We start from the raw sequence: 24,938 nt of genomic DNA on the forward strand, positions 1-24,938 counted from the left end.
GACCAAGGAGTCGCGACACCCAAGGGGGGCTTAGCCATGAGCCAGGATTCCACCGCCGTCGTCGCGGACGCCGGCAGGAAGCTCGCGGGGCGTCGCCGCAGGGAGATCGTCGCGGTGCTGCTGTTCAGCGGCGGCCCGATCTTCGAGAGCTCCATTCCACTTTCCGTGTTCGGCATCGACCGGCAGGACGCGGGAGTTCCACGCTATCGACTGCTCGTGTGCGCCGGGGAGGAAGGTCCGCTGCGGACCACCGGCGGACTTGAGCTCACCGCGCCGTACGGGTTGGAGGCGATCGCCCGGGCAGGCACGGTCGTCGTTCCCGCCTGGCGCTCGATCACTTCACCACCGCCTCCGGAGGCGCTCGACGCACTGCGTCTGGCGCACGAGGAGGGCGCCCGGATCGTCGGACTGTGCACGGGAGCCTTCGTGCTCGCCGCCGCAGGTCTGCTGGACGGCCGGCCCGCGACGACGCACTGGATGTACGCGCCGACGCTGGCCAAGCGCTACCCGTCCGTCCATGTCGATCCGCGCGAGCTGTTCGTCGACGACGGCGACGTGCTGACGTCCGCGGGCACCGCGGCCGGAATCGATCTGTGCCTGCACATCGTGCGCACGGACCACGGCAGCGAGGCGGCCGGGGCGCTGGCCCGCCGGCTCGTCGTCCCGCCGCGCCGCACGGGCGGCCAGGAGCGCTATCTCGACCGGTCGCTGCCGGAGGAGATCGGCGCCGACCCGCTCGCCGAGGTCGTCGCCTGGGCACTGGAGCACCTCCACGAGCAGTTCGACGTGGAGACGCTCGCCGCCCGCGCCTACATGAGCCGACGCACCTTCGACCGGCGCTTCCGCTCGCTGACCGGCAGCGCACCGCTCCAGTGGCTGATCACCCAGCGGGTGCTCCAGGCCCAGCGGCTGCTGGAGACCTCCGACTACTCGGTCGACGAGGTCGCCGGGCGCTGCGGGTTCCGCTCACCGGTCGCCCTGCGCGGGCACTTCCGGCGGCAGCTGGGGTCCTCCCCGGCCGCCTACCGCTCGGCCTACCGGGCGCGCAGGCCGCAGGCCGACGTGTCCCAGGTGACCGAGATCCAGGGGAGCCCGGTCCCGCACCAGCGCACCCCGCAGCCCCAGCGGGCGGCGGCGGCCCTGGCCGCGGCCGGCTCGACGGTCACGGAGCTGTACTCCCCGAACCGGGTCCTGCGCGAGCACGCGTAGCTCCCGCCCGGGGCACTGCCCGCGGAAGGTCCCCCGCATCGGTCGTCACCGAAGCGGGGGACCTTCCGCGTAATCCGCATAAGCTGGGCCGCATGAACGATCGCATGGTGTGGATCGACTGCGAGATGACCGGGCTCTCGTTGACGGACGACGCACTTATCGAGGTGGCCGCACTGGTCACCGACTCGGAGCTCAACGTGCTCGGCGAAGGCGTGGACCTCGTGATCCGCCCGCCGGACGCGGCCCTGGAGACCATGCCCGACGTGGTGCGCGAAATGCACACCGCCTCCGGCCTGCTCGACGAGCTGGCCGGCGGGATCACCCTCGCGGACGCCGAGGCCCAGGTCCTGGCGTACGTACGGGAACACGTGAAGGAGCCCCGCAAGGCTCCGCTCTGCGGGAACTCGGTCGGCACCGACCGCGGTTTCCTGCTGCGCGACATGCCCGCGCTGGAGAGCCACCTGCACTACCGGATCGTGGACGTGTCCTCGGTCAAGGAGCTGGCGCGCCGCTGGTACCCGCGGGCCTACTTCAACAGCCCGCCGAAGAACGGCAACCACCGGGCGCTCGCGGACATCAAGGAGTCCATCGCCGAGCTGCGCTACTACCGGGAGGCGGTCTTCGTGCCGCAGCCCGGGCCCGACTCGGACACCGCCCGGACCATCGCCGCCAAGCACACCCTGTCCGCCGAATAGGACCCGGCAGGACCCCCCGGAGACCTGGCGGGAAAAAGGAGGGCGCGAGCACCCTCCCGGACCCTGTACCCTTTTCTTCGGCCGGTCGGTTTTCCGACCGGACATGGTGGGTGTAGCTCAGTTGGTAGAGCACCTGGTTGTGGTCCAGGTGGCCGCGGGTTCAAGTCCCGTCACTCACCCTGCGAGAGGGCCCCGGTACGCGAAAGCGGACCGGGGCCCTCTGCGTTGCCCCGGGCCCTCCGTGCCGCCCGGACCCTACGGGGCTCACGAGGACTCCCGCACCACCAGCTCGGTCGGCAGCACCACGGCCGCGCCCCCGGGATCCCCCGCCCCGCCTGACTGCCCGGCGATCCGCGCCAGCAGTACGCGCGCCATGGTCCGGCCCATCTCCTCGACCGGTTGGCGCACGCTCGTCAGCGGCGGATCCATGTGCCGGGCCAGCACCGAGTCGTCGAAGCCGACCAGCGCCACGTCCTCGGGTATCCGGCGGCCGGCCGCACGCAGCTCGCGGCGGGCGCCCGCCGCCATCACGTCGGAAGCGGCGAAGACGGCGTCGAGGTCGGGGCGACGCTCCAGCAGCTCCCGCACGGCCCGCCGACCGCCCTCCTCCGTGAAATCACCGTCCGCGATCAGCAGCTCGTCGGCGGGGACCCCCGCAGCCGTCAGGGCCTCCCGGTAGCCGTCGAGCCTGCACTGCGCGCCGTACACGTCCAGCGGTCCCGTGACGGTGGCTATCGCGCGCCGGCCCCGGCCGAGGAGGTGGCGTACCGCCTCGGCAGCACCCGCCAGGTTGTCGCAGTCCACGGACGGCAGCGTCTCGGCGGCCGAGCGGCGGCCACTGATCACCGCCGGAATGCCGAGCTCGGCCAGCAGCTCGGGCAGCGGGTCGTCGGCGTGGACGGCGACGAGCAGCACCCCGTCGACGCGGTGCGCGGACAGGTACTGGGCGAGCCGGCGGCGCTCGCGGTCGTTGCCGGCGAGGGTGAGGACCAGCTGGACGTCGGTTTCGGCGAGGGCGGCGCCGACCCCGCGGACCACGTCGGAGAAGTACGGCTCGGTGAAGAAGCGGGACTGGGGCTCGGGAACGACCAGGGCGACGGCGTCGGCCCGGTTGGCGGCCAGGGCCCGGGCGGCCCGGTTCGGGACGTACCCGAGTTCCGCGACGGCGGCCTCAACGGCGGCCCTGGTGCGCTCGCTAACCTTGGAGGATCCGTTGATCACCCGGGAGACCGTGCCACGCCCCACTCCGGCGCGCGCCGCGACCTCTTCCAGCGTCGGCCGTCCCCCACTGCGCCCATGCCCGTTCATGGCGTCCTCCCGGTGGTGAATCTACTCCCTGACAGGCGTGGGAGCGCTTCCATACGCTGTCACGGAGAGGGCGGGATCACCGCCGCCGGCGGCCCGCGTAGAACATGGTCGCCGCGGTCAGGAGGAAGAGCCCGCCGGTGATGCCGAGACCGACCGGGTCGACGGCGCGGTTGTGGGTGGCCTCGATCCACGGGTCCAGGCCGCCCAGCCGGTCCTTGAAGAGGACGACGCGCCGCCCCGTCGCGAACTGGCCGTGGCAGTTCTGGATGTCGCCCAGTTCCGCGCGGCTCCCCGAGTCGTCGACGACCCGGCAGAAGTGCCGGACGTCGCCCTTGGCGTTGGCCCGCTCCCCCGCCTCGGCGACCACCGCGCCCGTCCGTTCACCGAGCTGCTTGACGTACGTCTCGTTGAGGTTGGACCCGGCGAACAGCCCCAGGGCGAGGGCGGCGAACCCCACCAGGGTCGCGGCGCCCGCCCGGCGCCAGACGGACCCCGCCACGATCGGACCTGCGGCCGCCGCCGCGAGGACGATCAGGACTCCGACCCACAACATGCCGTAGGGGTACTGGCTGACGAAACCGCCCACCGTGGCCGCCGTCGGAATCAGCGCAGTCCAGAACAGCGTGTTCGCCGTCCGCTGCGGCGGCACGGCCGTAGCCGTCTCCGCGGTCCCGGATATCCCGAATGCCCGCATGCCGATCCCCTCAAGCCCGGTACCCAACTCCGATCACCCTAGGCACGGAAGGCGTCCGCGTGGTCCTGGGCCCAGGTCTCGAAGGAACGGGCCGGGTGCCCGGTCAGGTGCTCCACGGCGCCGGTGATCTCGACCGGGAGCCCGTCACTGGACGCCCAGTAGGCCAGGAGCGCGTCGGCGTAGGGGCCGGATATGTACCCGTCGACCTCGGCCTTCCACTGCTCGGGGGTCACCGACTCGAACGGCACGGGGGCTCCCAGGACCCCGCCGAGTATCGCGAGTTGGGTCGCGAAGCTCAGCGAATGCGGGCCGGTCAGGTGGTACGCGCGGCCACCGAGGGCCGGGTCGGTGAGGACGGCGAACGCAGCCTCGGCCAGGTCGGCCTCATGGACCGGGTCGCCGTGGGAGCCCGGGTAGGGCAGGTGGACCGGGCGGCCGGACTTCAGCGACCAGGCCCAGCCGAGGGAGTTGCGGGCGAAGGCACCGGGGCGCAGCAGGGTGGTGCGCAGCGGCGAGGCCAGCAGGGCCTCCTCCACGGCGAGATGAGAGGCGGCCAGCCGGCTGTCGGCGGCTCCGGGGGCGAGCACCGACGAGGAGGACAGGAGCACGACGTGCTCGACTCCGGCGGTGACGGCCTCCTCGACGAAGGCTCCGATCGCGGAGGCTTCGGCGTAGAGGAAGACGGACCGGACACCGGCCAGGGCGTCCGGGAAGGTCGAGGGATCGCCGAGGTCACAGTGGACGATGCCGGGAGTGTCGGGCTCGCGGGAGGCGAGGCGGTGGGGGACGCCGCGGGCGGCGAGGAGGGGGACGAGGCCGCGGGCGACGGCGCCGCGGGCACCAGTGACGAGGATCGACATGGCGGTTCCTGCTTCCTGTTCCGGAGCTTGGTTCACGCTAAGATGAATACGCGACACAGATTCTGCACGACCAATATTCTGTGTCACACAGATAAATTTGAGGCATGGAGAAGCCGATGTCAACCGATTCCCCCCGTTCGAGTGAGGCCCGCGACGAGTGGAGCCGCGCCGAGCTGCTCGCGCGCATCGTCACCGAGAGCCAACGGCACTACGCCGACTACTCGCTCTTCAACCAGGCGATGGCCGACCACGTCGGCCTTCACCCCACCGACATGCAGTGCGTCGCCCTCCTCGACATGGAGCCCGGCCCCGTCAGCACCGGAGACATCGCCCGCCTCACCGGCCTGACCTCCGGCTCCGCCACGCGCCTCGTCGACCGTCTGGTCAAGGCCGGCATCGTCGAACGCAACGCCGACCCCCACGACCGGCGCCGCTCCCTCGTCTCCCTCGCCCCCGAGGCCCGAGCGCGGATCGGCGCAGCCTGGGACACCCCCGGCCGTGCCTTCGGCGCCGTCCTGGAGAGCTACTCCGACTCCGAACTCGCCGTCATCGCCGACTACCTGCACCGCGCTGCCGAGGTCGGCCGGTCCCAGGCCCAGCGCCTGAACTCCGGCGGCTGACCCCCGGCAGCCGACCCCCCGCAGCCGACCGCGCGCATCCGACCCCGCGGCAGACCCCCGCCGCAACTGACCCCGGCAGCCCCCAGCAGCGGACGAACCTCCGACTCCCCACCCGCCTGCCGGGCGAACAGGGGGCTCGCCGTCGCCGCCGGGCTCACCGTCCCGCAGGTCGGCCCGCTGGCGCGGGCCCGCTGGGCGCACCTCGCGCGCGGGGACAAGGCCCTGCTCGGCGCGGCGCTGTCCTTCGACACCACCCTCGACGAGGTCGGGTTCATGGTCGGGCCGGCCGTCGCCGGAATCCTGGCCGTGACCGTGCACCCGGCGTCCGCGCTCGTGCTCGCCGCCGGTCTGATCCTGGTCTTCGGGACGCTGTTCGCCGTCCACCCGAGCACGCCCGGCCCCCTCGGCGCAGCGGATGCCGGTGCGCGTGCCGGCGTACGACTGTGGTCGCCGGAGCTCGCGCTGCTGTGCGCGATGGCCGTGTTGCAGGGCGCCGCGTGGAGCGGGGCCAACACCGGGGTCAACGCGCTGGCCGAGTCGCTCGCCGCACCGGGGACCGCCGGGCTGGTGTGGGCGGCCATGGCCGTGACCAGCTCGATCGCCGGTTTCGTGACGGTCGCCCGGCCCGGGGCCGCGGACCTCGGCGTACGGCTGCGCCGGACCATTGCCGTGCAGGCCGTGCTCACGCTGCCGCTGCTCGCCGTGTCGGGTCTGCTCGGCGCGGCCTTCGCGGTCGCCGGGATCGGGCTGGCCGTGGCCCCGCACCTGATCGCGCTGTTCGGGCTCGTCGAGCGGGCGGGCCCCGCGCAGCGGATGGGCGAGGCCATGACAGTGGTGGGCAGCGGGCTGATCGTGGGCCAGGCGCTGGCCGCGGCGGCCGCCGGGCCGCTGGCGGGGGCGTACGGCCACCGGGCCGCGTTCGCCGTGTCGTGCGCGGCGGCGGCCGCCTCCGCGCTGCTCGCGCGGGCGGCCTCCGGCCGTGGGGCCTTCTCTCAGCCGGGTGAACCGGAAATCGCCGCGAGCCCCTTCGCCAGTCCTGCCGCGTCCATGACCGGAGACACCTCCACTTCCGCGTTCTGCGAGAACAGGTCCTGCAGCAGCGGCGGCAGATCCGAGCTTTCCTGAAGGTCGAAGACGATCCAGCGGGACCGGACCCCCTCGTGGAGCCCGAAGTAGGCAGCCTCCGGCTTGACCGTGTCCATGAGCTTCTTCACGGCCTGCGGCAGGGCACCGGTCTTGATGCCCTCGTTGGTGGCGGCCGTGTCCATGTGGGCCCTGAGCATGACTTTCATGCCTGACTCCTTCCGTCAGGGCCCACATTCGGCGCAGCCATGGGGCAGCCGGACGGGCAGACGGGCAGACGGGCAGACAGTTCCTCAGCCGGTCTGCGGCGACGCGCCCTGGATGTGGAAGTTGAAGTCCGCGTGACCGAGGGTGCCCATGAGGCGCAGCCAGATCGGCAGGAGCATCTCGGTGCCTCGGGCCGTCTCGATGCCACCGAGGTCGATGACGCCCGCCTCCGGCCACCCGAAGGAGTACAGCAGTTCGCGTACGGACTTCTTGGCGTCGGCGTCCTCGCCCGACAGGAACACGGTGTGCTCGCCCGGCACCCGGGCCGGATCGACCATGACCCGGCAGTTCATCGTGTTCAGCGTCTTGACCACCCGTAGGCGCGGGAACGTCCGCTGGAGCAACTCGCCGAGGCTGTCGTCGTCGACCGGGTCGAGGGTGGGCGGGAACCCGTGCGAGAAGTCCAGCGGGTTGGCGATGTCGATCAGCACCTTGCCGTCGAGGTGTTCGGCGTCCGCCTCCGTCAGGGCGGTGACGCTGACCTGCCCGCCGGTGGCGTTGACCAGCGTCTCACCCTGGCGTGCGGCCTCCGCGAAGGAGGCGAGGCCGACCTGCGGGTGGGCCTGCTGCCATTCGGCGTACTCGGTACGTCCGTGGGTGGCTCCGGGGTCCCGGGTGCCGATCACCACCTCGTGCCCGAGGGAGGCGAGGCGGGCGGCCACCGTTCGGCCGACGATCCCGGTGCCGAGGACTGCATAGCGCATGACCGGTTCCATTCCGTTCGGGGAAGGAGCGCGAATGAAGGAGCGCGCGTGAAAGAGCGAAAGAGCGAAAGAGCGGAGGAGCGGAGGACTACCGACAACCCCGTACCGTATGCCTCCGGACGCCGCGTCCGGTCCAGGATCGGCCCCGGCCTCGGCAATGATTTCACCGCCTCGGCCGCGCCGCCGCAGCCGCCGCAGCCTCTTCAGCCGCCCAAGCCGCCCCAGCCGCCCCAGCGCTTACGGCGACCCCGGCGCGTCCGCACGCCGCCCCCGCCGCCCCGCGCCCGGTCGTCCAGGGCGATCCACACCCTGACCTCGGTCCCGCCCAGCATCGAGCGGCCGATCCGGACGTCCCCGCCGGTCGATTCCGCGACCCTGCGCACGATGTCCAGGCCGAGGCCCGTCGAGCCGTCCCGCCCGCCGTCGTTGCCGCGCCGCAGCGCCGCGTCCGGGTCGGCGATCCCGGGGCCGGCGTCCGATACGAGCACGATGACCGCGTCACCCGCGTCGTGGACGTCCACCGCGAACGGGGTGCCCTCCGGGGTGTGTCGGAACACGTTGCCCAGCAGGGCGTCGAGGGCGGCCGCGAGCTCCGGCCGGGCGACCGGGAGCCGTACCGTGCGGTCCACTCCCGCGAGCCGCACCTCGCGGCCCTCGTCCTCCGCCAGCGCCGACCAGAAGGCCATCCGGTCGCGGATCACCTCGGAGGCGTCGCAGCCCGCCCCTGCCCCGCCCGCGGCGGACGCGGGTGCGCGCTGTTCACGGGCCGTACGGATGATCGTGTCGACCTCCCGTTCCAGCTGCTCGACCGCGGCCCGGGTCTGCTCCGCGGCCGGCCCGTCGCCGAGCGAGGCCGTGTTGAGCCGCAGCACCGTCAGCGGCGTCCGCAGCCGGTGCGAGAGGTCGGCGGCCAGCTCCCGCTCATTGGCGAGGAGTTCCACCACCTGGTCCGCCATCGAGTTGAACGCGACGGCTGCCGAGCGGAGTTCCTTCGGCCCGTCCTCCGGCACCCGCGCCCCCAGTCGGCCCTCCCCCAGCTGGTGCGCGGCGTCCGCGAGCCGCTCAGCCGGCCGGACCAGTCGGGCGCCGAGCCGGTCGGCGACCGCCACCGAGCCCACGATCAGCGCCAGGCCGACGCCCGCGAGGACCAGCCAGGCCGTCGCGACGCCATTGCTGACCTCGCTCTCGGGCACGAAGATCTCCACGACGGCTATGTCCCCCGACCCGAGGGCGGTCGGCTGGAGCAGCGCCGAACCACCACCGGCCACCCGGGCCGTCATCGCCCGGCCCATCCGCCGGGTCTCCTCCACGGCGTGCGCCCCGGCCCGCCCGGTGCCGATCTCCACCGGCGCGCCGCCGCCGACGGCGGGGACGTGGACGGCCATCCGCTGGGCCGCGCCCATCTGGGTGGACTCCACGGCCTTGCGCAACTGCACCGGGTCGGTGGTGATGGACAGGGTCGGCCCGATGGTGGCTGCCTGCCGCTCGGCGTTGGAGAAGGCCCGGTCGCTGGCCATCTCCTGGACGACGAGCCCCAGCGGCACGGCGAAGGCCACGACCACCATGGCCGTGACCGCGAGGCACACCTTGACCAGCGCCCACCTCATCGCGCGCCCGCCCTGCCCGCCGCGCCCGCTGCTCCCACCGCGCTCACAGCGGCGGCTCCAGCTTGACGCCGACCCCCCGCAGCGTGTGCAGATAGCGGGGGCTGGCAGCCGTTTCACCCAATTTGCGGCGCAGCCAGGACAGATGCACGTCGATGGTCTGGTCGTCCCCGTACGACTGCTGCCATACCTCGGCGAGGAGCTCGCGCCGGGCCACGACCACCCCGGGCCGCCCGGCGAGGAAGGCCAGCAGGTCGAACTCCCGCCGGGTCAGGTCCAGTACGGCCCCGTCCAGCTCGGCTTGTCGCCGCAGCGGGTCGATGGACAGGCCGCCCACCCGCAGGACCCGCGAGGGCGGTTCGGCCCCGGCCGCAGCACGGGCGCGGCGCAGGACGGCGGCCATCCGGGCGGACAGGTGCTCCACCGAGAAGGGCTTCGTCAGGTAGTCGTCGGCGCCGTCGTTGAGGAGCCGGACGATCTCGGCCTCGTCGTCGCGGGCGGTGGCGATGATCACGGGTACGTCGGTGATGCCGCGCAGCATCTTCAGCGCCTCCGACCCGTCGAGGTCGGGCAGCCCGAGGTCGAGGATGACCACGTCGAACCGGTGGTGGGCGACCTCGCGCAGCGCCTCCAGGGCCGTACCGACGCTCCGCACGGTGTGCGAGGCCTCGGTCAGGTGCCGGATCAGAGCCGAACGTACGAACTGGTCGTCCTCGACCACGAGCACACTTGCCATGGGCGGCACCGTAGTCCATTCGGTGGATCCGGCGGGTGTCGGGCCGTCTCCTGGGCGGGTGGTGCAGTATGTGCCCTGATGCACCGAGGACTTGTTCATGCTCTCGCCTGGACGCTGGCGACCGGGGCGGCGGTGACGCTGTCCTGGTGGGGCGTGCACGCGGTCATGTCCGGAACCGCCTACGATCCGCCGCTGGCGGTGCCGCTGACCACGCGGCCGCTGTCCTCCTCGACGCACGGCGCGTCGGCGCCGTCGCCCGGACCGGCTTCTGGCTCGCCGTCCCCGTCCGCCTCCCCGTCGGATTCGCCGTCCGCCTCGGCGTCCCCCGCGAAGCCCCCGCAGAAGGCGGCCCCGCCGGGTCCGAGCCCGGACGGGCAGCAGGGCGACGGCGGGGACCCGGGCAGCGTGAAGGCCTACCCGGTCACCGGCGGCCGGGTGGTCTTCGACCTCGGGACGTCCTCGGCGGAGCTGGTCTCGGCGACGCCGGACGCCGGCTGGCAGATGCAGGTGTGGAAACAGCCGTACTGGATCCGGGTCACCTTCACGAAGGCGGGCCGGGAGATGTCGGTCTTCTGCACCTGGAACGGCCACCCGCCGCTGGTGGAGACCTACGACGGCTAGGCCGTCTCTTTGGGATCTTGCCTAGTCGGCGTCCCACTGTGCCCGTACCCAAACCAGCTGCGTGTCGCTCAGCAGGGGATCGAACCCCTCCGGGAACAGGAGCATCTTCGGCTGCGGCCACATGCTCTCCGGCCCGTGCTCGTCGCAGTGCAGGGCGATGAGATGCGGCCCTTCCCCGCAGGACTCGTGCCAGTAGGGGCGGTCGTGCGTCTGGCAGAAGTACCCGAACCTCCAGCAGTCATCCTCTTCCGTCGGCTCGTAGAAGCCCGGATCGCGCACGATCGTGGTCACGGGCTCCTGCCGGTTGAACCGGGGGACGGGGCGGGGGTCGCACCACAGCAGTCGGGGAGGTACCACGCGCCCATCCTGCCTCGGGGCCGACCCGATCGGATCCGGGTGCCTCGACCACGCGGGCGGTCTCGGGTGGGACCGGTCATGGTGCTGCCGTGCTCGGGCGTTGCCGAAGACCTGCCCGCCTCCGCGGTGATCGGAGCGCAGGGCCGTCTGAACGGGGGCGCGTCGCGACGGGCTCCGTGCTCAGTGGAAGACGGACGGCGGGGGCTCCGGCGAGGCCACCGCCGAGGCGTCCGCGACGGGGGCCGCGCCCCCCGCGAAGTCGGCGAGGGCCCGTCCGTGCTCAACCCGGCCGGGATGCGGGTCGCTCGCGACCCGGCGGGTGAACTCGCCGACGGGAAGCTCCCGGTCGGCGGCCACCAGCACCGCATTGCCGAATCGTTTCCCTCGCCACACCACCGGGTCGGCGGCCAGCGCCAGGTGCTCGAAGCGGGAGGCGGCCGTGGCGATCTGGCCCTTCAGGTGCGCGAGCGGCGGACCGTCCGCGAGGTTGGCCACGTACCACCCGCTGGGCGCGAGGGTCCGCCGTACGTCGTCCAGGAACTCGGCGCTGGTCAGGTGCGCCGGGGTGCGCGCCCCGCTGAACACGTCCGCGATCACCAGGTCGGCCCAGCCGTCCGGGACCTTGGCCAGGCCGGCCCGCGCGTCCACCGCGCGGACCCGGATCCGTGCCTGCGGGTCCAGCGGCAGGTGTTCGCGTACGAAGGCCACCAGGGCGGCGTCGATCTCCACGACCTGCTGGGTCGAGCGGGGACGGGCGGCGGCCGTGTAGCGCGCGAGGGTGAAGGCGCCACCGCCCAGGTGCACCACGTTCAGCGGCTGCCGGGCGGGGGCGACGAGGTCGATGAGGTGGCCGATCCGCCGTTGGTAGGCGAAGTCCAGGTACTGCGGATCGCCCAGGTCGACATGCGACTGCGGGGCCCCGTCGATGAGCAGCGTCCAGCCGTCCGCGCGCTCCCGGTCGGGGGCCAGCTCCGCCGTGCCGCCGTCCACCTGCCCGACGACCGCCTCGGAGCTCCCGCGTCCGCGCTGCCTGCTGCTGCCCTTGCCCTTGCCTGCCACCACCCCATTGTCACCGGTCAGCAGCAGTTGTCCGCCGCCTCGATCAGCCGGGCGGCCTCGCCGAGCGCGGCGCGCAGCACCTCCGGGTCGGTGACCGGACCGACGGCTTCCGGGGGGAGCAGCCAGCCGGTGTCCCCGGCGGTGGGCGACACGTCGCCGAAGCGCATGCCGCGACCGTTGGTCTGGGTGCAGGCACTGCCCGGCATGTCCCAGGCGTCGGCGGTGCCGGGCGGGACGAGGAAGCCGAGGGTGTCGCCGGATCCGTCGTGCAGCACCGGGCCGACCCCGCCGGCCGGGCTCGCGGCGCGGCGGATGATGTCCACGGCTTCCAGGCCCTGCCGGGCGGGCACGGTCACCAGGTCCGGCGCCTCGGCCGGGGCGGACGTCACGACCAGGACGGCCGGGACGGCGACGACGGCCGGAGCGGCCACGACACCCACGCCGGCCGGAGCGGCCACGACGCCCACGGCCGCCGGGGCGCCCACGGCGGCCGGGACGGGGGTCGCGCCCGAAGACACGGGCGCGGTGTTCATTCCAGTGCTCTCCATGCCGCCCTCCACCAAGGGAACCCCTCCTCGATCCGCGTACGAGCGGGACGGGGGTCACCTCACACCCCGCATGGGCTCAACGCGCCAAAGCGTCAACGGGTGCGGTGGCAAGACGCTGCAAAGGATGGCAGTTCATGGCGGATCGCGGGTGAGATATCCCTTTTGTAGCCAAACACCGCATGAACCACCCGTCCCTGGCGGTACGTTCATGCGCGCCGGGCCCGGCCCCATCCCGCGGAACCGGCGGTGCGTCCCTTGCCAGAGAGGCCACGTCCATGGCGGCGTTCCCCCACTCACCCAATCAGACGTTCCGGCGACTGCGAGGCCGGCACTCCCCGGCCGAGTTCGCGGCCATGGTGCGCCGCGCGGCGAAGGAGATCGGAGAAACGGTTTCCTGCGACGCCCGCTACATCGGCCGGGTCGAGTCCGGCGAGATCCGGTGCCCCAACTACGCGTACGAGCGCGTCTTCCTGCACATGTTCCCCGGCCGAACCCTGGCCGACCTGGGCTTCTCCCCGCGCGAGGCGGTCCGCGGCCGGTCCGCGCAGCGCACCGCCCCCATCACCCACAAGGAGAGCGACGTGCTGCGTCGCGCGTTCATGGCGGGCGGCTCCGCGACCGTGGCGGCCGCGACGATCGGCCTCACCCTGCTCGGCGACACCCGCCGACCGCCCTCCCGGGCCGGCGAGTCCGAGGCGGCGGCGGTCGAGGAGGCCGTGCGCCAGATCCGGCTGCTGGACGACCGGCACGGGGCCGACGCCCTGTACCGCAAGGCGGCCGAACCCCTGCGCGCCGCCTACGCGTTGCTCGACGCGGGCGCCACCCGGCAGTCCACCGAGGACCGGCTGCACGCGGGCGCCGGCGAGTTGGCCATCTCCGTGGGCTGGCTGGCGCACGACTCCGGCCGCTTCGACGACGCCCGCTCGCACTACGCGGAGGCGCTGGCGACGGCCCGGGTCTGCGGGGACGCGGCCCTGGAGGCGCACGCCTTCAGCAACATGGCCTTCCTGGCCCGGGACTGCGGCCGGCCCCGGGAGTCGGTACGGGCCGCCCAGGCGGGCCGCCGCGCCGCGCGCTCCCTCGGTTCCCCGCGGCTGCTGTCGCTGCTCGCCCTGCGGGAGGCGGGCGGCTGGGCGGGCATGGCCGACCGCCGGGCCTGCGAGGAGGCGCTGACCCGGGCGCACACCGATTTCTCCCGCGGCGAGAGCTCCGCGGACCCGGAGTGGATGTCCTTCTTCGGCGAAGCCGAGCTGGAATCGCTGGAATCCCGCTGCTGGGCGGCGCTCGGCGAGCACGCCCGCGCGGCCCGGCACGCCCGTCGCGCGGCGGACCTACAGGACCCGCACTTCGCCCGGAACGTGGCCCTCTACACGGCCGAGCTGGCCGACGACCTTGCGCGTGCGGGTGCCCCGGACGAGGCGGCCTGGGCGGGCGGGCGGGTCCTGGACCTGCTCACCGAGGTCCAGTCCACGCGGATCCGGTCCATGCTCTCGGGCACGGCCCGCGCCCTGGTGCCGCACCAGCGCAGCCCCCGCGTGGCGGCCTTCCTGACCCGCCACGCCACGGCCTGACCCGGACCGGCCCCGTACGGGACCCCGGGCCGCGCGGTCAGAGGTCCAGGTGGCCCGTGTCGTTCCAGCGCTCCAGCGCGGGGGCCCCGTACGCCCAGCCCAGGACCGAGAGGGAGGTGGGCTCCAGGCGGATGCGGGCGCCGAAGGAGGCCTCCAGGCCGAGCCAACGGGCGGCCAGGGTGCGCAGGACGTGGCCGTGGGCGAAGACCAGCACGTCGTGCTCGGCCGAGCGGGCCCAGGCGACGACCTCGTCTGCACGGGCCGCGACGTCGGCCACGGACTCGCCGCCCGGGGCGCCGTCGCGCCAGATCAGCCAGCCCGGGCGGATCGCCTGGATCTCGGCCGGGGTCATGCCCTCGTAGTCGCCGTAGTCCCACTCCATCAGCGCGTCCCACGGCTCCGCCCGGGCGCCGAAGCCCGCCAGGTCGCAGCTCTCGCTCGCGCGGACCAGGGGGCTGGTGCGCACCTCCACGCCGGGCAGGCCGTTCCACGGGGCGCGGGCCAGTCGCTCGCCGAGCAGCTTCGCGCCCCGCTTGCCCTCCTCCAGCATGGGCACGTCGGTGCGTCCGGTGTGCTTGCCGAGCTGGGACCACGCCGTCTGACCGTGGCGGGCCAGGAGGATGCGGGGGGCCATAGGAATTTCTCCCGGTACATAAGGATTTGTGCGGTCTATACGGTTGGTGCCGGTTCGGGCGAATGCATCGTCCACCCATCATCCATCACGTGAACACCAGGCAACCCACCCAGTCGCACAAGCGTCCTACACCGTATGACTGATCGGCAGAAGCCCACCCGGTGGTGGGCCGAACTGCTGCTCCTGGGGCTCGTCTACGGCGCGTACACCGGTGGCAGACTCCTCGCCCGCGGCGACGTGCACCTCGCCGTCGGACACGGACTCGCGATCCTCCGGACGGAGGAGCTGCTGGGCATCGACTTCGAACACCCCCTCAACCGGCTGTTCTCCCAGCAGGGGATCCTCGGGATACCCGCCGACTTCGTCTACGCCTCCCTGCACTACCTCGTCACCCCGGCGGTGCTGGTCTGGCTGTACCTGCGCCGGCCGCGGCACTACCGCAGCGCCCGTACCTGGCTGGTGGTCTCCACCCTCCTCGGGCTCGTCGGCTTCACCCTGATGCCCACGTGCCCGCCGCGACTGCTGGACTCCGCGCACGGGTTCACGGACACGATGGCCCAGTACAGCGGCTACGGCTGGTGGGGCGCCGAGGCCAGCGCCCCGCGCGGACTCGGGAGCCTGACCAACCAGTACGCGGCCATGCCGAGCCTGCACGTCGGCTGGGCCCTGTGGTGCGGGGTCCTGTTGTGGCGGCACGGGCGCCACCCGCTGCTGCGGGCGCTGGGCATCGCCTATCCCGCCGTCACCACGCTCGTGGTCATGGGCACCGCCAACCACTACTTCCTCGACGCTGCGGCCGGGGCCGCCGTGATGGCCGCCGGGTACGCGATCTCGCGCCGGCTGCCCTCCCGAGCAGCCGGTTTCCGCAGTACGACCACGATTGTCAGTGGCGGATGGGACACTTCCGCCCGTGAGCTCCTACCCGCCCAGCGGCCCGCTTCCGACGACGACACTGCGGCAGCGGCTCGCTGACCTGCGCGGCCCCGCCGTGCCGCCCCGTCCGCTCGACGCCCGTGCGCTGGCGGCGCTCGCCGCCAACCCCGGCTGCGGCAGACGCACCCTGCTCGACGGCGCCGGCGTGGACAAGACGGCCCTGGCCGCGGCCCTCGGCTCGCCCGCCCCGTTCGGCCAGTCGCAGTTCGCCATCGCCCGCGGGAACTCCTTCGAAGCCAGGGTCAAGGGCGACGGCGGAGCCGTCCTGCTGGAGCTGGTCCACCGGCACCTGGACGCCGGGGCCGAGCCGCCCGGCCCCGACGCCCGCGTCCCCGATCTGACCGCCGCGGGACCCGAGGGCCGCGCGGCCCGCACCGCGCTCGCGCTGCGCGAGGCGACCGCCGCCGGCGCCGCCTTCGGCGCCTGGACCCTGCTGGACCACCCGATGCTGGCCCTGGAGGTGGCGGGGTCTCCCGCCTACCTGGAGCCCGACGCCGTCGTGGTGCACCCCGACGGCCGCTGGACCGTCGTGGAGATCAAGTCGTTCCCGATGATCGACGGGGCGGCCGACGCCGCGAAGGTGGGGGCCGCCGCGCGGCAGGCCGCCGTGTACGTCCTCGCCCTGGAGAAGACCGCCGGAAAGCTGGCCTCCGCCGTGGTCGGGCACACCGTGCTGCTCGTCTGCCCGAAGGACTTCTCCAACCTGCCCGCCGCCGCACCCGTCGACGTCCGGCGCGAGCGGGCCGTGACCCGGCGCCGCCTGGAGCGGCTGACCCGGGTCGAGGAGCTGGCCGCGGCCCTCCCCGAGGGACTCGGCTTCGACCCGGAGCTGCCCGCCGAGGAGCTGACCGCGGCGGTCTCGGCGGTCCCGGCCGCCTACGCCCCCGAGTGCCTGGCCGCCTGCGAGCTCGCCTTCCACTGCCGCGAGCGGGCCCGCGCGGCCGATGAGGTGACGGCGCTGGGCCGCTCCGTACGGGGGGAGCTCGGCGCGCTCACCACCGTCGGGCAGGCCCTCGCGGCCACCGCCGACGGCGGGCACGCCGACGACCCGGCCGCGGCCGCGCTGCACCGGGCGGCCCGGCTGCGCGCCGAAGCCCTGGAGGCGGCCGCATGTCCCTGCTGAACACCCTCGCGCGCCTGAAGGCCGTCCGGGCGGGCCGGGCCGAGGTGCTGGCGACCGTACGGCACCGGCATCTGAGCGAGCGCCCGCTGGTCCTCGTACCCCTGACGACGGCGGGCGAGGCCGGCGCCCCGCTCGGTGTGCTCGTGGGCACGGATCCGGCGGAGCCGCGGCTACTGGTGGTGCCGCAGCCGCGCGACCGCGACCTGCGCTGGAAGTTCCTGGCGGACCTCGCGGAGACGGTCCTGCCGTACGTGGACGGGTACGCCGACGACGTCGAGCACGTCGAGCGCACCGAGACCGATCCGGAGACCGGCGCGAAGTGCAAGGTCGCCGCCGAGCTGTGCCTGGACGCACCGCAGCTGATCGTGCCGAGCCGGGCCGGCATCGAGTACGTGCGCCTGCTGGGGCGCTCGATGCGGTTCCGGCGGACGGCGGAGGAGGACCCGGAGAACCCGTATCCGGTGCCCGCGCGGGTACCGCTGCTGGGGCGCTGGTTCACGCACCTCGGCGAGCGCTCCCGGGTCCCGGGGGCCTCGATGCTGCTGTCGGCGACGGAGCTGCTCGGGCGGCACTGGGCCACGGGCCAGAGCAATCTGGAGGACCAGCACCTGGGCGCCCTGCTGGCGTGGATAGCCCCAGCGGAGGGCGAATCGGGCGCGGCGGCCGCGCTGCGCGCCGAACTGGGCCGCGACCGCGACGGGCAGCTCCTGGTCCCGCCCGCCGGACCGGCCACCGACCCGGCCTTCGACAACAAGCTGCTCGCCCCGGCGATGGCCCGCTACGACGCGGCGCGCGCCGGGGGCGGCCCGAAGGCCGTGGAGCGCGCCGAGGCGGCCGTGCGCGAGCTCGTCGCGGAACAGATGCGGCCCACGTGGCGGGCGGTGTGGCAGTCGCTGGAGCTGCTGCGTGCGCTGGCCCCCGGGGAGCGGGCCGAGGAGCGCTGGACCCGTGACCGCTGGTCGTACACCGGCCACCGGGACCGGATCCGGGCGGGCGAGCCCCCTCAGCCGCGCCGCGACGACGCGGTGACGGCGGCGCAGAAGCTGGCGACGCGGGAGACGGAGCAGGTGCGGCTCGACGCCCAGGAAGCACTGGACGATCCGCTGGTGATGGCGGGCCGGCGGCTGGCGGGCGAGGCCTTCGCGGGCGAGGTCACCGAGGTCGTGATGGAGTGGACGGAGTCGAAGCGGCCGAGCCCGCGCCCGCTGGTGACGGTGGCGACGGAGGACCGTCCGCAGCTCGCGGAGGGCGGCGGCAAGGTGTTCCGCTCGCTGGAGGGACGCCCGCAGGCGGCGCAGTTCGTCCGCTTCGAGGAGGACGGTCGGCTCGTGCTGCGGCTGCTGGACAAGATGGGCCGCGGCCGGGAACCGGCGCCCGGTTCGGTGCCGGAGAAGGGCGACCGGGTCTGCTGGACGCTGTTCGAGCACGACGCGCGCGGCGGCCCGAAGCTGCCGGACCCGGAGCGGACGCCGTGGACGCACGGCGGACCGCCGGCCTCCGCGACCGCCGCCGCGTTGCCCGACGCCGTCACCGACGAGGACATCCTGTGAGCACCGCATTCGATCCGGGCACGGCCGCCGCCGAGGCGACCGCCGCCATCCTGCGCGACACCCTGCACGGGAACGAGCGCGGCGTGGTCGTCGACTCCCCGCCCGGGGCCGGCAAGTCCACGCTCGTGGTGCGGGCCGCCCGGGAACTGGCCGCGGCCGGGCGCAGGCTGATGGTGGTCGCGCAGACCAACGCGCAGGTCGACGACCTGGTGCTGCGGCTCGCCGACAAGGATCCGGAGTTGAAGGTCGGCCGGCTGCACAGCAGTGACGGCGATGCGTACGACCCGGCTCTGCGCGAGCTGCCCTCGGTCACCCTCTCGGCCAAGCCGGGGGACCTCGCCGAGCTGCCGATCACCATCTCGACGGCGGCGAAGTGGGCGTACGTGAAGGACGCGGAGCCCTGGGAGCACGCCATCGTCGACGAGGCGTACCAGATGCGCTCGGACGCGCTGCTGGCCGTGGCCGGGCTGTTCGAGCGGGCGCTGTTCGTCGGCGACCCGGGGCAGTTGGACCCGTTCAGCGTGGTCGGCGCCGAGCAGTGGGCGGGCCTGTCGTACGACCCGTCGGCCAGCGCCGTCAGCACCCTCCTCGCCCACAACCCGCACCTGCCGCAGCACCGGCTGCCCGTGTCCTGGCGGCTCCCGGCGACGGCCGCGCCGCTGGTCTCCCGGGCTTTCTACCCGTACACGCAGTTCCGCAGCGGTACGGGCCCGGGTGAGCGGCGGCTGTCGTACGGGGTCGCGGGCGACGGCTCGGGCCCGGACCGGGTGCTGGACGAGGCCGCCGAGGCGGGCTGGGGCCTGCTGGAGCTGCCGGCGCGGCACACCCCGCGGACCGACCCGGAGGCGGTCCGGGCGGTGGCCCTGGTGGTCCGCCGGGCGCTGGACCGGGGGGCGGTGACGACGGACGAGCGGGCCGGGGCCCCGGCCCCGCTGACCGCCGACCGGATCGCGGTCGGCACGGCGCACCGCGACCAGGCGGCGGCGGTCCGCGCCGCCCTGGCGGAGCTGGGCGTCGCCGGGGTCACCGTGGACACCGCGAACCGGCTCCAGGGCCGGGAGTACGACCTCACGGTGGTGCTCCACCCGCTGTCGGGCCGCCCGGACGCGACGGCCTTCCATCTGGAGACGGGCCGACTGTGCGTCCTGGCCTCACGGCACCGGCACGCCTGCGTGGTCGTGGCCCGGGCGGGGATCGCACAGCTGCTGGACGACCATCCGTCCACGGAGCCGGTCCAGTTGGGGGTGACGGTGAAGTTCCCCGACGGATGGGAGGCGAACCATTCGGTCCTGGCGCACCTGGCGGAACACCGGGTCGCCTGGCGACCGTGAACCGAGCCGGCCCGCCCCACCCGGGCGCCGGACCAAGGGCCGTGGCCCGGTGGCCCGGATGCCCTGAGGCCGGCGCTCTTGCGCGGCGTTGGACAATGGAGGGTGGCCCGGAGGATCCAGAACGCGCACCAGGAGGACAGGTATGGCTGAGCCCGAGCGGACGACCGAGCGGAAGCCGCGGCCCGCGCCGCTGCTCTTCGAGCCCTCGGAGGCCGCCACGGACCCGGAGCACTTCTTCGACCTGGAGTCGATCGAGGACCCGCGTGAGCTGCTGGCCCGCGCCACCGAGCTGACGCTCGCGTTCCGGGCGGCGCAGGAGCGGGCGGTGGAGTTCCAGGCGCTGGCCGCCGCGCAGCTCGCCGATCCGCGGCGGTTCGACCGGCTGCCGGCGGCCGAGATCGCGGCGCAGGCGGACTGGACCGAGGACTACGCGTACAAGATGATCGAGTTCGGCGAGTCCCTCCGGCGCGAAGCGGGCCCGGAAAGCGCCTAGGGGGCGTCGCCCTGCCGGGTCGGGCCGGGCGGGGTGGCCGCGCCGGTGGTCCCGCCGGATGCGACGAATGCCACACCTGGCATATGCGGGGCGCAAGATAGCCCACCACCCCCCGCCGTGTCCGGGTTTCCGTAACTCCCGGAAACCGGATCGCTACGCCCGGTAGACCGGTCCGCATGACGACGCTGACGACGGCACCCGCCTGCCCCACCCACGACGTAAGCACCGCCACCCACGTCACCCCCCAGGGCGCCGCCTGGCTCGCCTCCGCGTCCGCGCATCCGCACAGCACCCTCGAAGTCTGGGAGGCCCGGGCCACCGCGCCGGCCGTGCTGCCCTGCGGGACCGCCTTCGACGTCGTCAACGTCCCGCTCGTCCTCGGACGGCGCATGCTCGACCTGCTCTGGGCCGAAGGCCCCGGCTCCGGTCCCGTCGCCGTGCACCGCGGCCGGATGCTGCTGTTCGCCACGACCGGGACCGCGCACCGCCTCCCCGCGCTGCTGGCCTGGGAGGAGTGGGGCAGCTCCGTGCCCGCGCCGCTGTGCCACGGCCGCGGCGACGCCGTCACCGTGCCGCCGCTGGCCGCCACCCCCGGCCCGTCGCGCTGGCTCGTCGCCCCCGGCACCCGCACCCCCTGGCTGCCGGGACCCGAGGCGCTCCTGTGGGCGTACGTCCGCGCCGCCCGAGCTGCGGATATCGATTTTTCCTTCCGGCCATCCGCCTGCTAATGTCTTCCTCGTCAGCAAGCGCCGCTAGCTCAGTTGGTTAGAGCAGCTGACTCTTAATCAGCGGGTCCGGGGTTCGAGTCCCTGGCGGCGCACAGACGGAAGAAGGCCTCCACGCAAGTGGGGGCCTTCTTCGTCGTCCGGGAGGTGCGCTAGGTCGTGATCTTGACCGTGTACGCGCCCGAGGGCGTGCGGTCCGCCACCTCGATCCTGATCCGCTCCCCCGGCACCGTGAACGCCTCGCCCACCTCCAGCGGCGCGTCGGCCAGCGGCGGGTACACCGAGCGGTCCCAGCACGCCTCCGAGTTCGGATGCCCGTCGAGCACCTCGATCGGCCCGCCGCCCGACGCCGCCTCGTTGCGCACCCGGTAGACCAGGACCCCCTCCGTACAGGTGTCCCCGTCGTTGCCGGCGGAGCCCCGCGCCTCGACCGCGATCGCGCTGCCGGTCCCGGTACGGATCACCGCGAGCCGGGTGCCGCCCGTGGCGCCCGGCACCGGGGCCTGGGCGAGCGGCAGCAGGGTGTGCAGCGAAGAGCCGGACTGCACGCAGTCCACCTGGGAGGCGTCCAGCCAGCCGAGCTTCCACTTGTGCCAGGCGAACAGGTCCGGCGCCATGCCGAACTGGCTGCCCATGACGTCCCAGTCGCCGACGTACGTGTCCCAGTCGCCCTTGCCGTCCGTCGGCCGGTGGTAGAGGTCGGGCAGGTCGAAGACGTGGCCCGTCTCGTGCGCCAGCACGTTGCGGTCCGGCGGGTGGCGCTCGAAGACGGTCACGATCCGCCGCAGGTCGGTCCCGTCGGCCCTGATCGGCCGGTCGAAGTTGACGACCTTGGTGGCGTCCGAGTCCACGCCGGGCGCGTCCGGGTCGGCGACGAAGTACACGACGTCGTACTGCGAGAAGTCCACCTCGGGGTCGGCTGCGGCGACGGCGTCCCGCAGGTACGCCGCCCGGTCCTGGGCCACCCAGTCACGCTGTATCCCGTACGCCGTGGACGGCTTGGGCATCCGGATCCACTGCTTCTGCGGGTGCGGGACCAACCGGAACCTCCCGTACGAGGCCCGCTCGAAGAAGTCGCTGGTCGCGGGGAAGTAGTCGCCGGTCAGCTGGTCGGTCGTCAGGTTGGTCCGGTGGTCGGGGAAGGAGAGGAACACCATGACCGCGTTGAGGGTGCGCTCCGGCTTGGGGTAGGCGCGGTTCCAGGTGTCCAGGCCGAGGGAGTGGTGCGCCGAGGTGCGGGTGAGGGCGCACGGCCCGGCCCCCGGATCGGCGACCGCGGGACCCGCGACGAGCGACATGGCGGCCAGCGCCGTCAGGGAGGTGAGCGCGGCCGCCATGCTTCTCATCGGGGAGCGTTCCACTCCCCCGGGTGTCTGCTGTCGCGGCACATCGACCTCCGGTGGTGGATTCGTACCATCTCGTTCCACCCTGAGGCGATTGCCTTATTAATGCCCTGTTCCGCTGCCCCACAAGAGTGAGCACTACGGCAAGTCGGTGACCCGCGGGGTCACCCACACGCCTACAGAACGTCACGACCGATCACGGGAGATCATCGGCAGCCTTCCGCTGCTCAGAGCTGCGCAGAAACGATCGCGCGGGGTATGCCCGAAGGGGCGTCAGCACGCCGAAGTCCCGTGCCCCGCACGGCGGCGCCGCTGGATAGGTCCGTACGGTGCCTCTATGATCGGCACACTTTCCTGCACGGACACTCACGAGCACTGCGGGAGCCAACGGTGAGCGGAACCTCAGAAGGAACCGGTTCGGCGGCCGACAGCATCCGATCGGACATTACGGAGCGTCACCAAGCAGTGCCGGACATGCCGACAACGCCCACCCGCACCGACTCCGAACTGCGCGATTACCGGGCCGCCTTCAACGCGGCCCACCTCGCCATGGCCGTCGTCGACCGATCCGGCTACGTCGTCGCCGCCAACGCGGCCCTGGCCGGACTCCTCGGCACCGAGCCGCACGCGCTCGTCGAGCAGTGCGCGGCCGACCTGGTCGACCTGGGCGCCGAGGCCCGCACCTGGCAGGCCTACCAGGAAGTGCTCCGCGGCCGGCAGGCCAGACTGCGCTGCACCCGCCGACTCAAACACCCCGACGGGCACTCCATGTGGACCGAGGTCACCCTCGGGCCCGTGCCCGGCACCCGGGACGTGCTGCTGTCCGTCGCCGACATCAGCGACCGCCGTGACCTCCAGGCCCGGCTGCGGCACCTCCAGATGCACGACCCGGTGACCCGGCTGCCCAACCGGGCGCTGTTCTTCGAGCGGCTCTCCGCAGCCCTGGAAGCCTCCTCGTACGATCAGGGCGGCACCGGGCGGATCGGCCTGTGCTACCTCGACCTGGACGGCTTCAAGGCGGTCAACGACACCCTCGGGCACCGGGTCGGCGACCGGCTGCTGACCGCCGTCGCGGCCCGGCTGACGCAGTGCGCCGACCAGTCCGGCTACGGGCGCACCGGCGGGCACCTCGTCGCCCGGCTCGGCGGCGACGAGTTCGCCCTGCTGGTCGAGGACTCCACCGGCACCGAGCAGCTCGCCGACCTGGCACGGAGCGTCCTGACCGCCGTACAGGAGCCGTTCGACCTGGCCGGCCAGCGACTGTCGGTCTCGGCGTCCATCGGCGTGGTGGAGCGGGCCACGGACGGGACCTCGGCGACTGCTCTGATGCAGGCCGCGGACACGACCCTGTACTGGGCGAAGGCGGACGGCAAGGCCCGCTGGACGCTGTTCGACCCGGAGCGCAACGCACACCGCATGACCCGGCAGGCGCTCAGCTCGACCCTGCGGCCGGCGGTGGAGCGGGGCGAGTTCGAGCTGGAGTACCAGCCGCTCGTGGACCTGGAGAGCGGGGCGGTGCGCGGGGTGGAGGCCCTGGTCCGCTGGAGCCACCCGCAGTTCGGCACGCTGACGCCGAATCGGTTCATCGGAATTGCGGAAGAGGACGGCTCCATCGTCCAGTTGGGGCGGTGGGTGCTGCGGACCGCCTGCCGGCAGGCCCGGCGCTGGCAGATCGAGCAGCCCAGCGACTCCCCGGTCTTCGTCTCCGTCAACGTGGCGGTACGGCAGGTGTGGGACTCCGACCTGGTCGGCGACGTGGCGGAGATCCTCGCCGAGACCGGGCTGGCCCCGCAGCTGCTCCAGCTGGAGCTGACCGAGTCGGCGGTGATGGGCTCCGCGGGACGCCCGCTCCAGGCCCTGCAGGCGCTGAGCGACATGGGCGTGCGGATCGCCATCGACGACTTCGGCACGGGCTACTCGAACCTGGCCTATCTGAGCCGGCTCCCGGTGTCCGTGCTGAAGCTGGACGGCTCCTTCGTCCGCGGATTCCGCTACGACGAGGGCGCCCACCCGAACCCGGCCGACGAGACCATCGTCGAGGCCCTGGTGCAGCTCGCGCACCGGCTGGGACTGACGGTGACGGCGGAGTGCGTGGAGACGGCCGGCCAGGCGGCCCGGCTGCGCCGCGTCGGCTGCGACACCGGCCAGGGCTGGCTGTACTCGCGCGCGGTGGCCCCCGAGCTGATCGCCGAGATGATCGGCACCCGCCCGGGCGCGAGCGACGCCGGCTAGGCGTTCCGCTCGCCCCGCGGCACCCCCTCCGACACCCCTCCGGGCGGCCACCGTGAGCCGTCGCCCACCAGCCGCCGAACGGCCGAAGACCGCTGGCCACCGCCGGTGGGTGGGCCACCTCGGGCGTCGCCGACGGCTCGCCGTACGACTCCGTGACCGCGGCCGACCTGCGCGTCGCGATCGCGCGGACCATCACCGACCCGGCCACGGGCAGGGCCGTGAACCGGGAGGCCCAGAAGGCCCTGGCCGGCAGGGTCGAGGACCTGCGCGCCTCCCTCAAGACCGGTCGCGCGATCGCGCAGGACGAGGACGACCGGGTCGCCATCGCCGAGCTCCTCGCCGACCCGGCCACCGGCAGGCGCGCCGGGCGCGAGGCGAACAAGGCCCCCGACGCCACCGCCGCCGGGCCGCCGCGTTCCGGAAGACCGGCCCGCGACCGACCCGAACCGAGGACGACCGCGTCGCGGTCGCCCCGGATCCCGGCCCGTCCGGGCAGCAGCGACGCCCTGTACGCACGCGGCGGCCCGGAAAGCCGTGGGCGGCACCCCGGAGGAGCCGCGCCACTTCATCGCGGTCGGTCAGTACCAGGTCTGACCGGCCCGCGGGCACACGGCCGCCCCCGGCCTCTTCGCGAGGGG

General features: G+C 73.6%; 23 protein-coding genes, 2 tRNA genes and 1 pseudogene. 15 read left to right on the plus strand and 11 right to left on the minus strand.

From position 1 onward, the window contains the following. Positions 1-36: 36 nt before the first annotated feature. From OG974_RS16980 to OG974_RS16990, 3 genes are all read left to right on the plus strand, one after another. The gene (locus tag OG974_RS16980) at positions 37-1,209 is read left to right on the plus strand and encodes a helix-turn-helix domain-containing protein (RefSeq protein WP_327283551.1); all 1,173 of its coding nucleotides are present in this window, start codon (positions 37-39) and stop codon (positions 1,207-1,209) included. Positions 1,210-1,301: 92 nt separating this feature from the next. Continuing rightward, on the plus strand, positions 1,302-1,904 hold the full coding sequence (gene orn / locus OG974_RS16985) for an oligoribonuclease (protein WP_327283552.1): 603 nt from the start codon (positions 1,302-1,304) through the stop codon (positions 1,902-1,904). A 106-nt stretch (positions 1,905-2,010) separates the two neighbouring features. Then, a tRNA-His gene (locus tag OG974_RS16990) sits at positions 2,011-2,083 on the plus strand. A gap of 85 nt (positions 2,084-2,168) precedes the next feature. Here OG974_RS16990 and OG974_RS16995 read toward each other — a convergent pair. The 3 genes from OG974_RS16995 to OG974_RS17005 all read right to left on the minus strand — a co-directional run bounded on the left by OG974_RS16995 (position 2,169) and on the right by OG974_RS17005 (position 4,766). Next, entirely contained in the window at positions 2,169-3,212 is a 1,044-nt protein-coding gene (locus OG974_RS16995; RefSeq protein ID WP_327283553.1) for a LacI family DNA-binding transcriptional regulator, read from the minus strand. Between the two features lie 76 nt (positions 3,213-3,288). After that, positions 3,289-3,906, minus strand: coding sequence for a hypothetical protein (locus OG974_RS17000; protein ID WP_327283554.1), 618 nt, complete (start codon positions 3,904-3,906; stop codon positions 3,289-3,291). Positions 3,907-3,944: 38 nt separating this feature from the next. Then, positions 3,945-4,766 carry an NAD(P)H-binding protein gene (locus OG974_RS17005; RefSeq protein ID WP_327283555.1) on the minus strand — a complete coding sequence of 274 codons (822 nt, stop codon included), beginning with the start codon at positions 4,764-4,766 and terminating at the stop codon, positions 3,945-3,947. Between the two features lie 116 nt (positions 4,767-4,882). On the opposite strand from OG974_RS17005, the gene OG974_RS17010 reads away from it, so the two are divergent. Both OG974_RS17010 and OG974_RS17015 read left to right on the plus strand, forming a co-directional pair. Beyond that, positions 4,883-5,386 (plus strand): MarR family transcriptional regulator, encoded by a 504-nt coding sequence (locus tag OG974_RS17010; RefSeq protein ID WP_327283556.1) that lies wholly within the window; start codon positions 4,883-4,885, stop codon positions 5,384-5,386. 273 nt (positions 5,387-5,659) lie between these two features. After that, positions 5,660-6,511, plus strand: a complete 852-nt coding sequence (locus OG974_RS17015) for a hypothetical protein (RefSeq protein ID WP_371643627.1) — start codon at positions 5,660-5,662, stop codon at positions 6,509-6,511. A 251-nt stretch (positions 6,512-6,762) separates the two neighbouring features. On the opposite strand, the gene OG974_RS17020 is transcribed toward OG974_RS17015, so the two are convergent. From OG974_RS17020 to OG974_RS17030, 3 genes are all read right to left on the minus strand, one after another. Beyond that, positions 6,763-7,440, minus strand: a complete 678-nt coding sequence (locus tag OG974_RS17020) for an NAD(P)-binding domain-containing protein (protein WP_327283558.1) — start codon at positions 7,438-7,440, stop codon at positions 6,763-6,765. 203 nt (positions 7,441-7,643) lie between these two features. Further along, positions 7,644-9,047: a HAMP domain-containing sensor histidine kinase gene (locus OG974_RS17025; RefSeq protein ID WP_327283559.1), complete on the minus strand. Its 1,404-nt coding sequence runs from the start codon at positions 9,045-9,047 to the stop codon at positions 7,644-7,646. A gap of 43 nt (positions 9,048-9,090) precedes the next feature. Beyond that, positions 9,091-9,780, minus strand: coding sequence for a response regulator transcription factor (locus tag OG974_RS17030; protein ID WP_328762851.1), 690 nt, complete (start codon positions 9,778-9,780; stop codon positions 9,091-9,093). A 78-nt stretch (positions 9,781-9,858) separates the two neighbouring features. Here OG974_RS17030 and OG974_RS17035 point away from each other — a divergent pair, with 78 nt between their 5' ends. Then, positions 9,859-10,401 carry a hypothetical protein gene (locus OG974_RS17035; RefSeq protein ID WP_327283561.1) on the plus strand — a complete coding sequence of 181 codons (543 nt, stop codon included), beginning with the start codon at positions 9,859-9,861 and terminating at the stop codon, positions 10,399-10,401. A 21-nt stretch (positions 10,402-10,422) separates the two neighbouring features. Here OG974_RS17035 and OG974_RS17040 read toward each other — a convergent pair whose 3' ends face one another. The 3 genes from OG974_RS17040 to OG974_RS17050 all read right to left on the minus strand — a co-directional run bounded on the left by OG974_RS17040 (position 10,423) and on the right by OG974_RS17050 (position 12,365). Further along, positions 10,423-10,758, minus strand: a complete 336-nt coding sequence (locus tag OG974_RS17040; protein ID WP_327283562.1) for a hypothetical protein — start codon at positions 10,756-10,758, stop codon at positions 10,423-10,425. Between the two features lie 180 nt (positions 10,759-10,938). After that, on the minus strand, positions 10,939-11,817 hold the full coding sequence (locus OG974_RS17045; RefSeq protein ID WP_371643630.1) for a spermidine synthase: 879 nt from the start codon (positions 11,815-11,817) through the stop codon (positions 10,939-10,941). 17 nt (positions 11,818-11,834) lie between these two features. After that, the gene (locus tag OG974_RS17050; protein ID WP_327283564.1) at positions 11,835-12,365 is read right to left on the minus strand and encodes a hypothetical protein; all 531 of its coding nucleotides are present in this window, start codon (positions 12,363-12,365) and stop codon (positions 11,835-11,837) included. A gap of 275 nt (positions 12,366-12,640) precedes the next feature. On the opposite strand from OG974_RS17050, the gene OG974_RS17055 reads away from it, so the two are divergent. Continuing rightward, complete coding sequence (locus OG974_RS17055) at positions 12,641-13,936, plus strand: tetratricopeptide repeat protein (RefSeq protein ID WP_327283565.1); 1,296 nt, start codon at positions 12,641-12,643, stop codon at positions 13,934-13,936. Between the two features lie 37 nt (positions 13,937-13,973). Here the strand turns inward: OG974_RS17055 and OG974_RS17060 are convergent, their stop codons facing one another. Continuing rightward, positions 13,974-14,570, minus strand: a complete 597-nt coding sequence (locus OG974_RS17060) for a histidine phosphatase family protein (RefSeq protein ID WP_327283566.1) — start codon at positions 14,568-14,570, stop codon at positions 13,974-13,976. A 135-nt stretch (positions 14,571-14,705) separates the two neighbouring features. Between OG974_RS17060 and OG974_RS17065 the strand changes: the two genes are divergently transcribed. From OG974_RS17065 to OG974_RS17095, 7 genes and pseudogenes are all read left to right on the plus strand, one after another. Further along, on the plus strand, positions 14,706-15,542 hold the full coding sequence (locus OG974_RS17065; RefSeq protein WP_328762856.1) for a phosphatase PAP2 family protein: 837 nt from the start codon (positions 14,706-14,708) through the stop codon (positions 15,540-15,542). Next, complete coding sequence (locus OG974_RS17070) at positions 15,451-16,626, plus strand: hypothetical protein (protein ID WP_371643633.1); 1,176 nt, start codon at positions 15,451-15,453, stop codon at positions 16,624-16,626. Before OG974_RS17065 ends, OG974_RS17070 begins: the two co-directional genes overlap by 92 nt. Beyond that, on the plus strand, positions 16,614-18,176 hold the full coding sequence (locus OG974_RS17075) for a hypothetical protein (RefSeq protein ID WP_328762859.1): 1,563 nt from the start codon (positions 16,614-16,616) through the stop codon (positions 18,174-18,176). Before OG974_RS17070 ends, OG974_RS17075 begins: the two co-directional genes overlap by 13 nt. After that, positions 18,173-19,507: an AAA domain-containing protein gene (locus OG974_RS17080; protein ID WP_327283570.1), complete on the plus strand. Its 1,335-nt coding sequence runs from the start codon at positions 18,173-18,175 to the stop codon at positions 19,505-19,507. The genes OG974_RS17075 and OG974_RS17080 overlap by 4 nt, the downstream gene beginning before the upstream one ends. 142 nt (positions 19,508-19,649) lie before the next feature. After that, entirely contained in the window at positions 19,650-20,000 is a 351-nt protein-coding gene (locus tag OG974_RS17085; RefSeq protein ID WP_327283571.1) for a hypothetical protein, read from the plus strand. A 176-nt stretch (positions 20,001-20,176) separates the two neighbouring features. Further along, positions 20,177-20,756: pseudogene (locus tag OG974_RS17090) on the plus strand (hypothetical protein). Continuing rightward, positions 20,747-20,820 (plus strand) — tRNA-Lys (locus OG974_RS17095). Before OG974_RS17090 ends, OG974_RS17095 begins: the two are co-directional and overlap by 10 nt. A gap of 57 nt (positions 20,821-20,877) precedes the next feature. On the opposite strand, the gene OG974_RS17100 is transcribed toward OG974_RS17095, so the two are convergent. After that, entirely contained in the window at positions 20,878-22,071 is a 1,194-nt protein-coding gene (locus tag OG974_RS17100; protein WP_371643636.1) for a M6 family metalloprotease domain-containing protein, read from the minus strand. Between the two features lie 471 nt (positions 22,072-22,542). Here OG974_RS17100 and OG974_RS17105 point away from each other — a divergent pair, with 471 nt between their 5' ends. Then, entirely contained in the window at positions 22,543-24,300 is a 1,758-nt protein-coding gene (locus OG974_RS17105) for an EAL domain-containing protein (protein WP_327283573.1), read from the plus strand. The last annotated feature ends 638 nt before the right edge of the window (positions 24,301-24,938 follow it).

The organism is Streptomyces sp. NBC_00597 (genome assembly GCF_041431095.1).
In the GTDB taxonomy this organism is placed as follows: Bacteria; Actinomycetota; Actinomycetes; order Streptomycetales; family Streptomycetaceae; genus Streptomyces.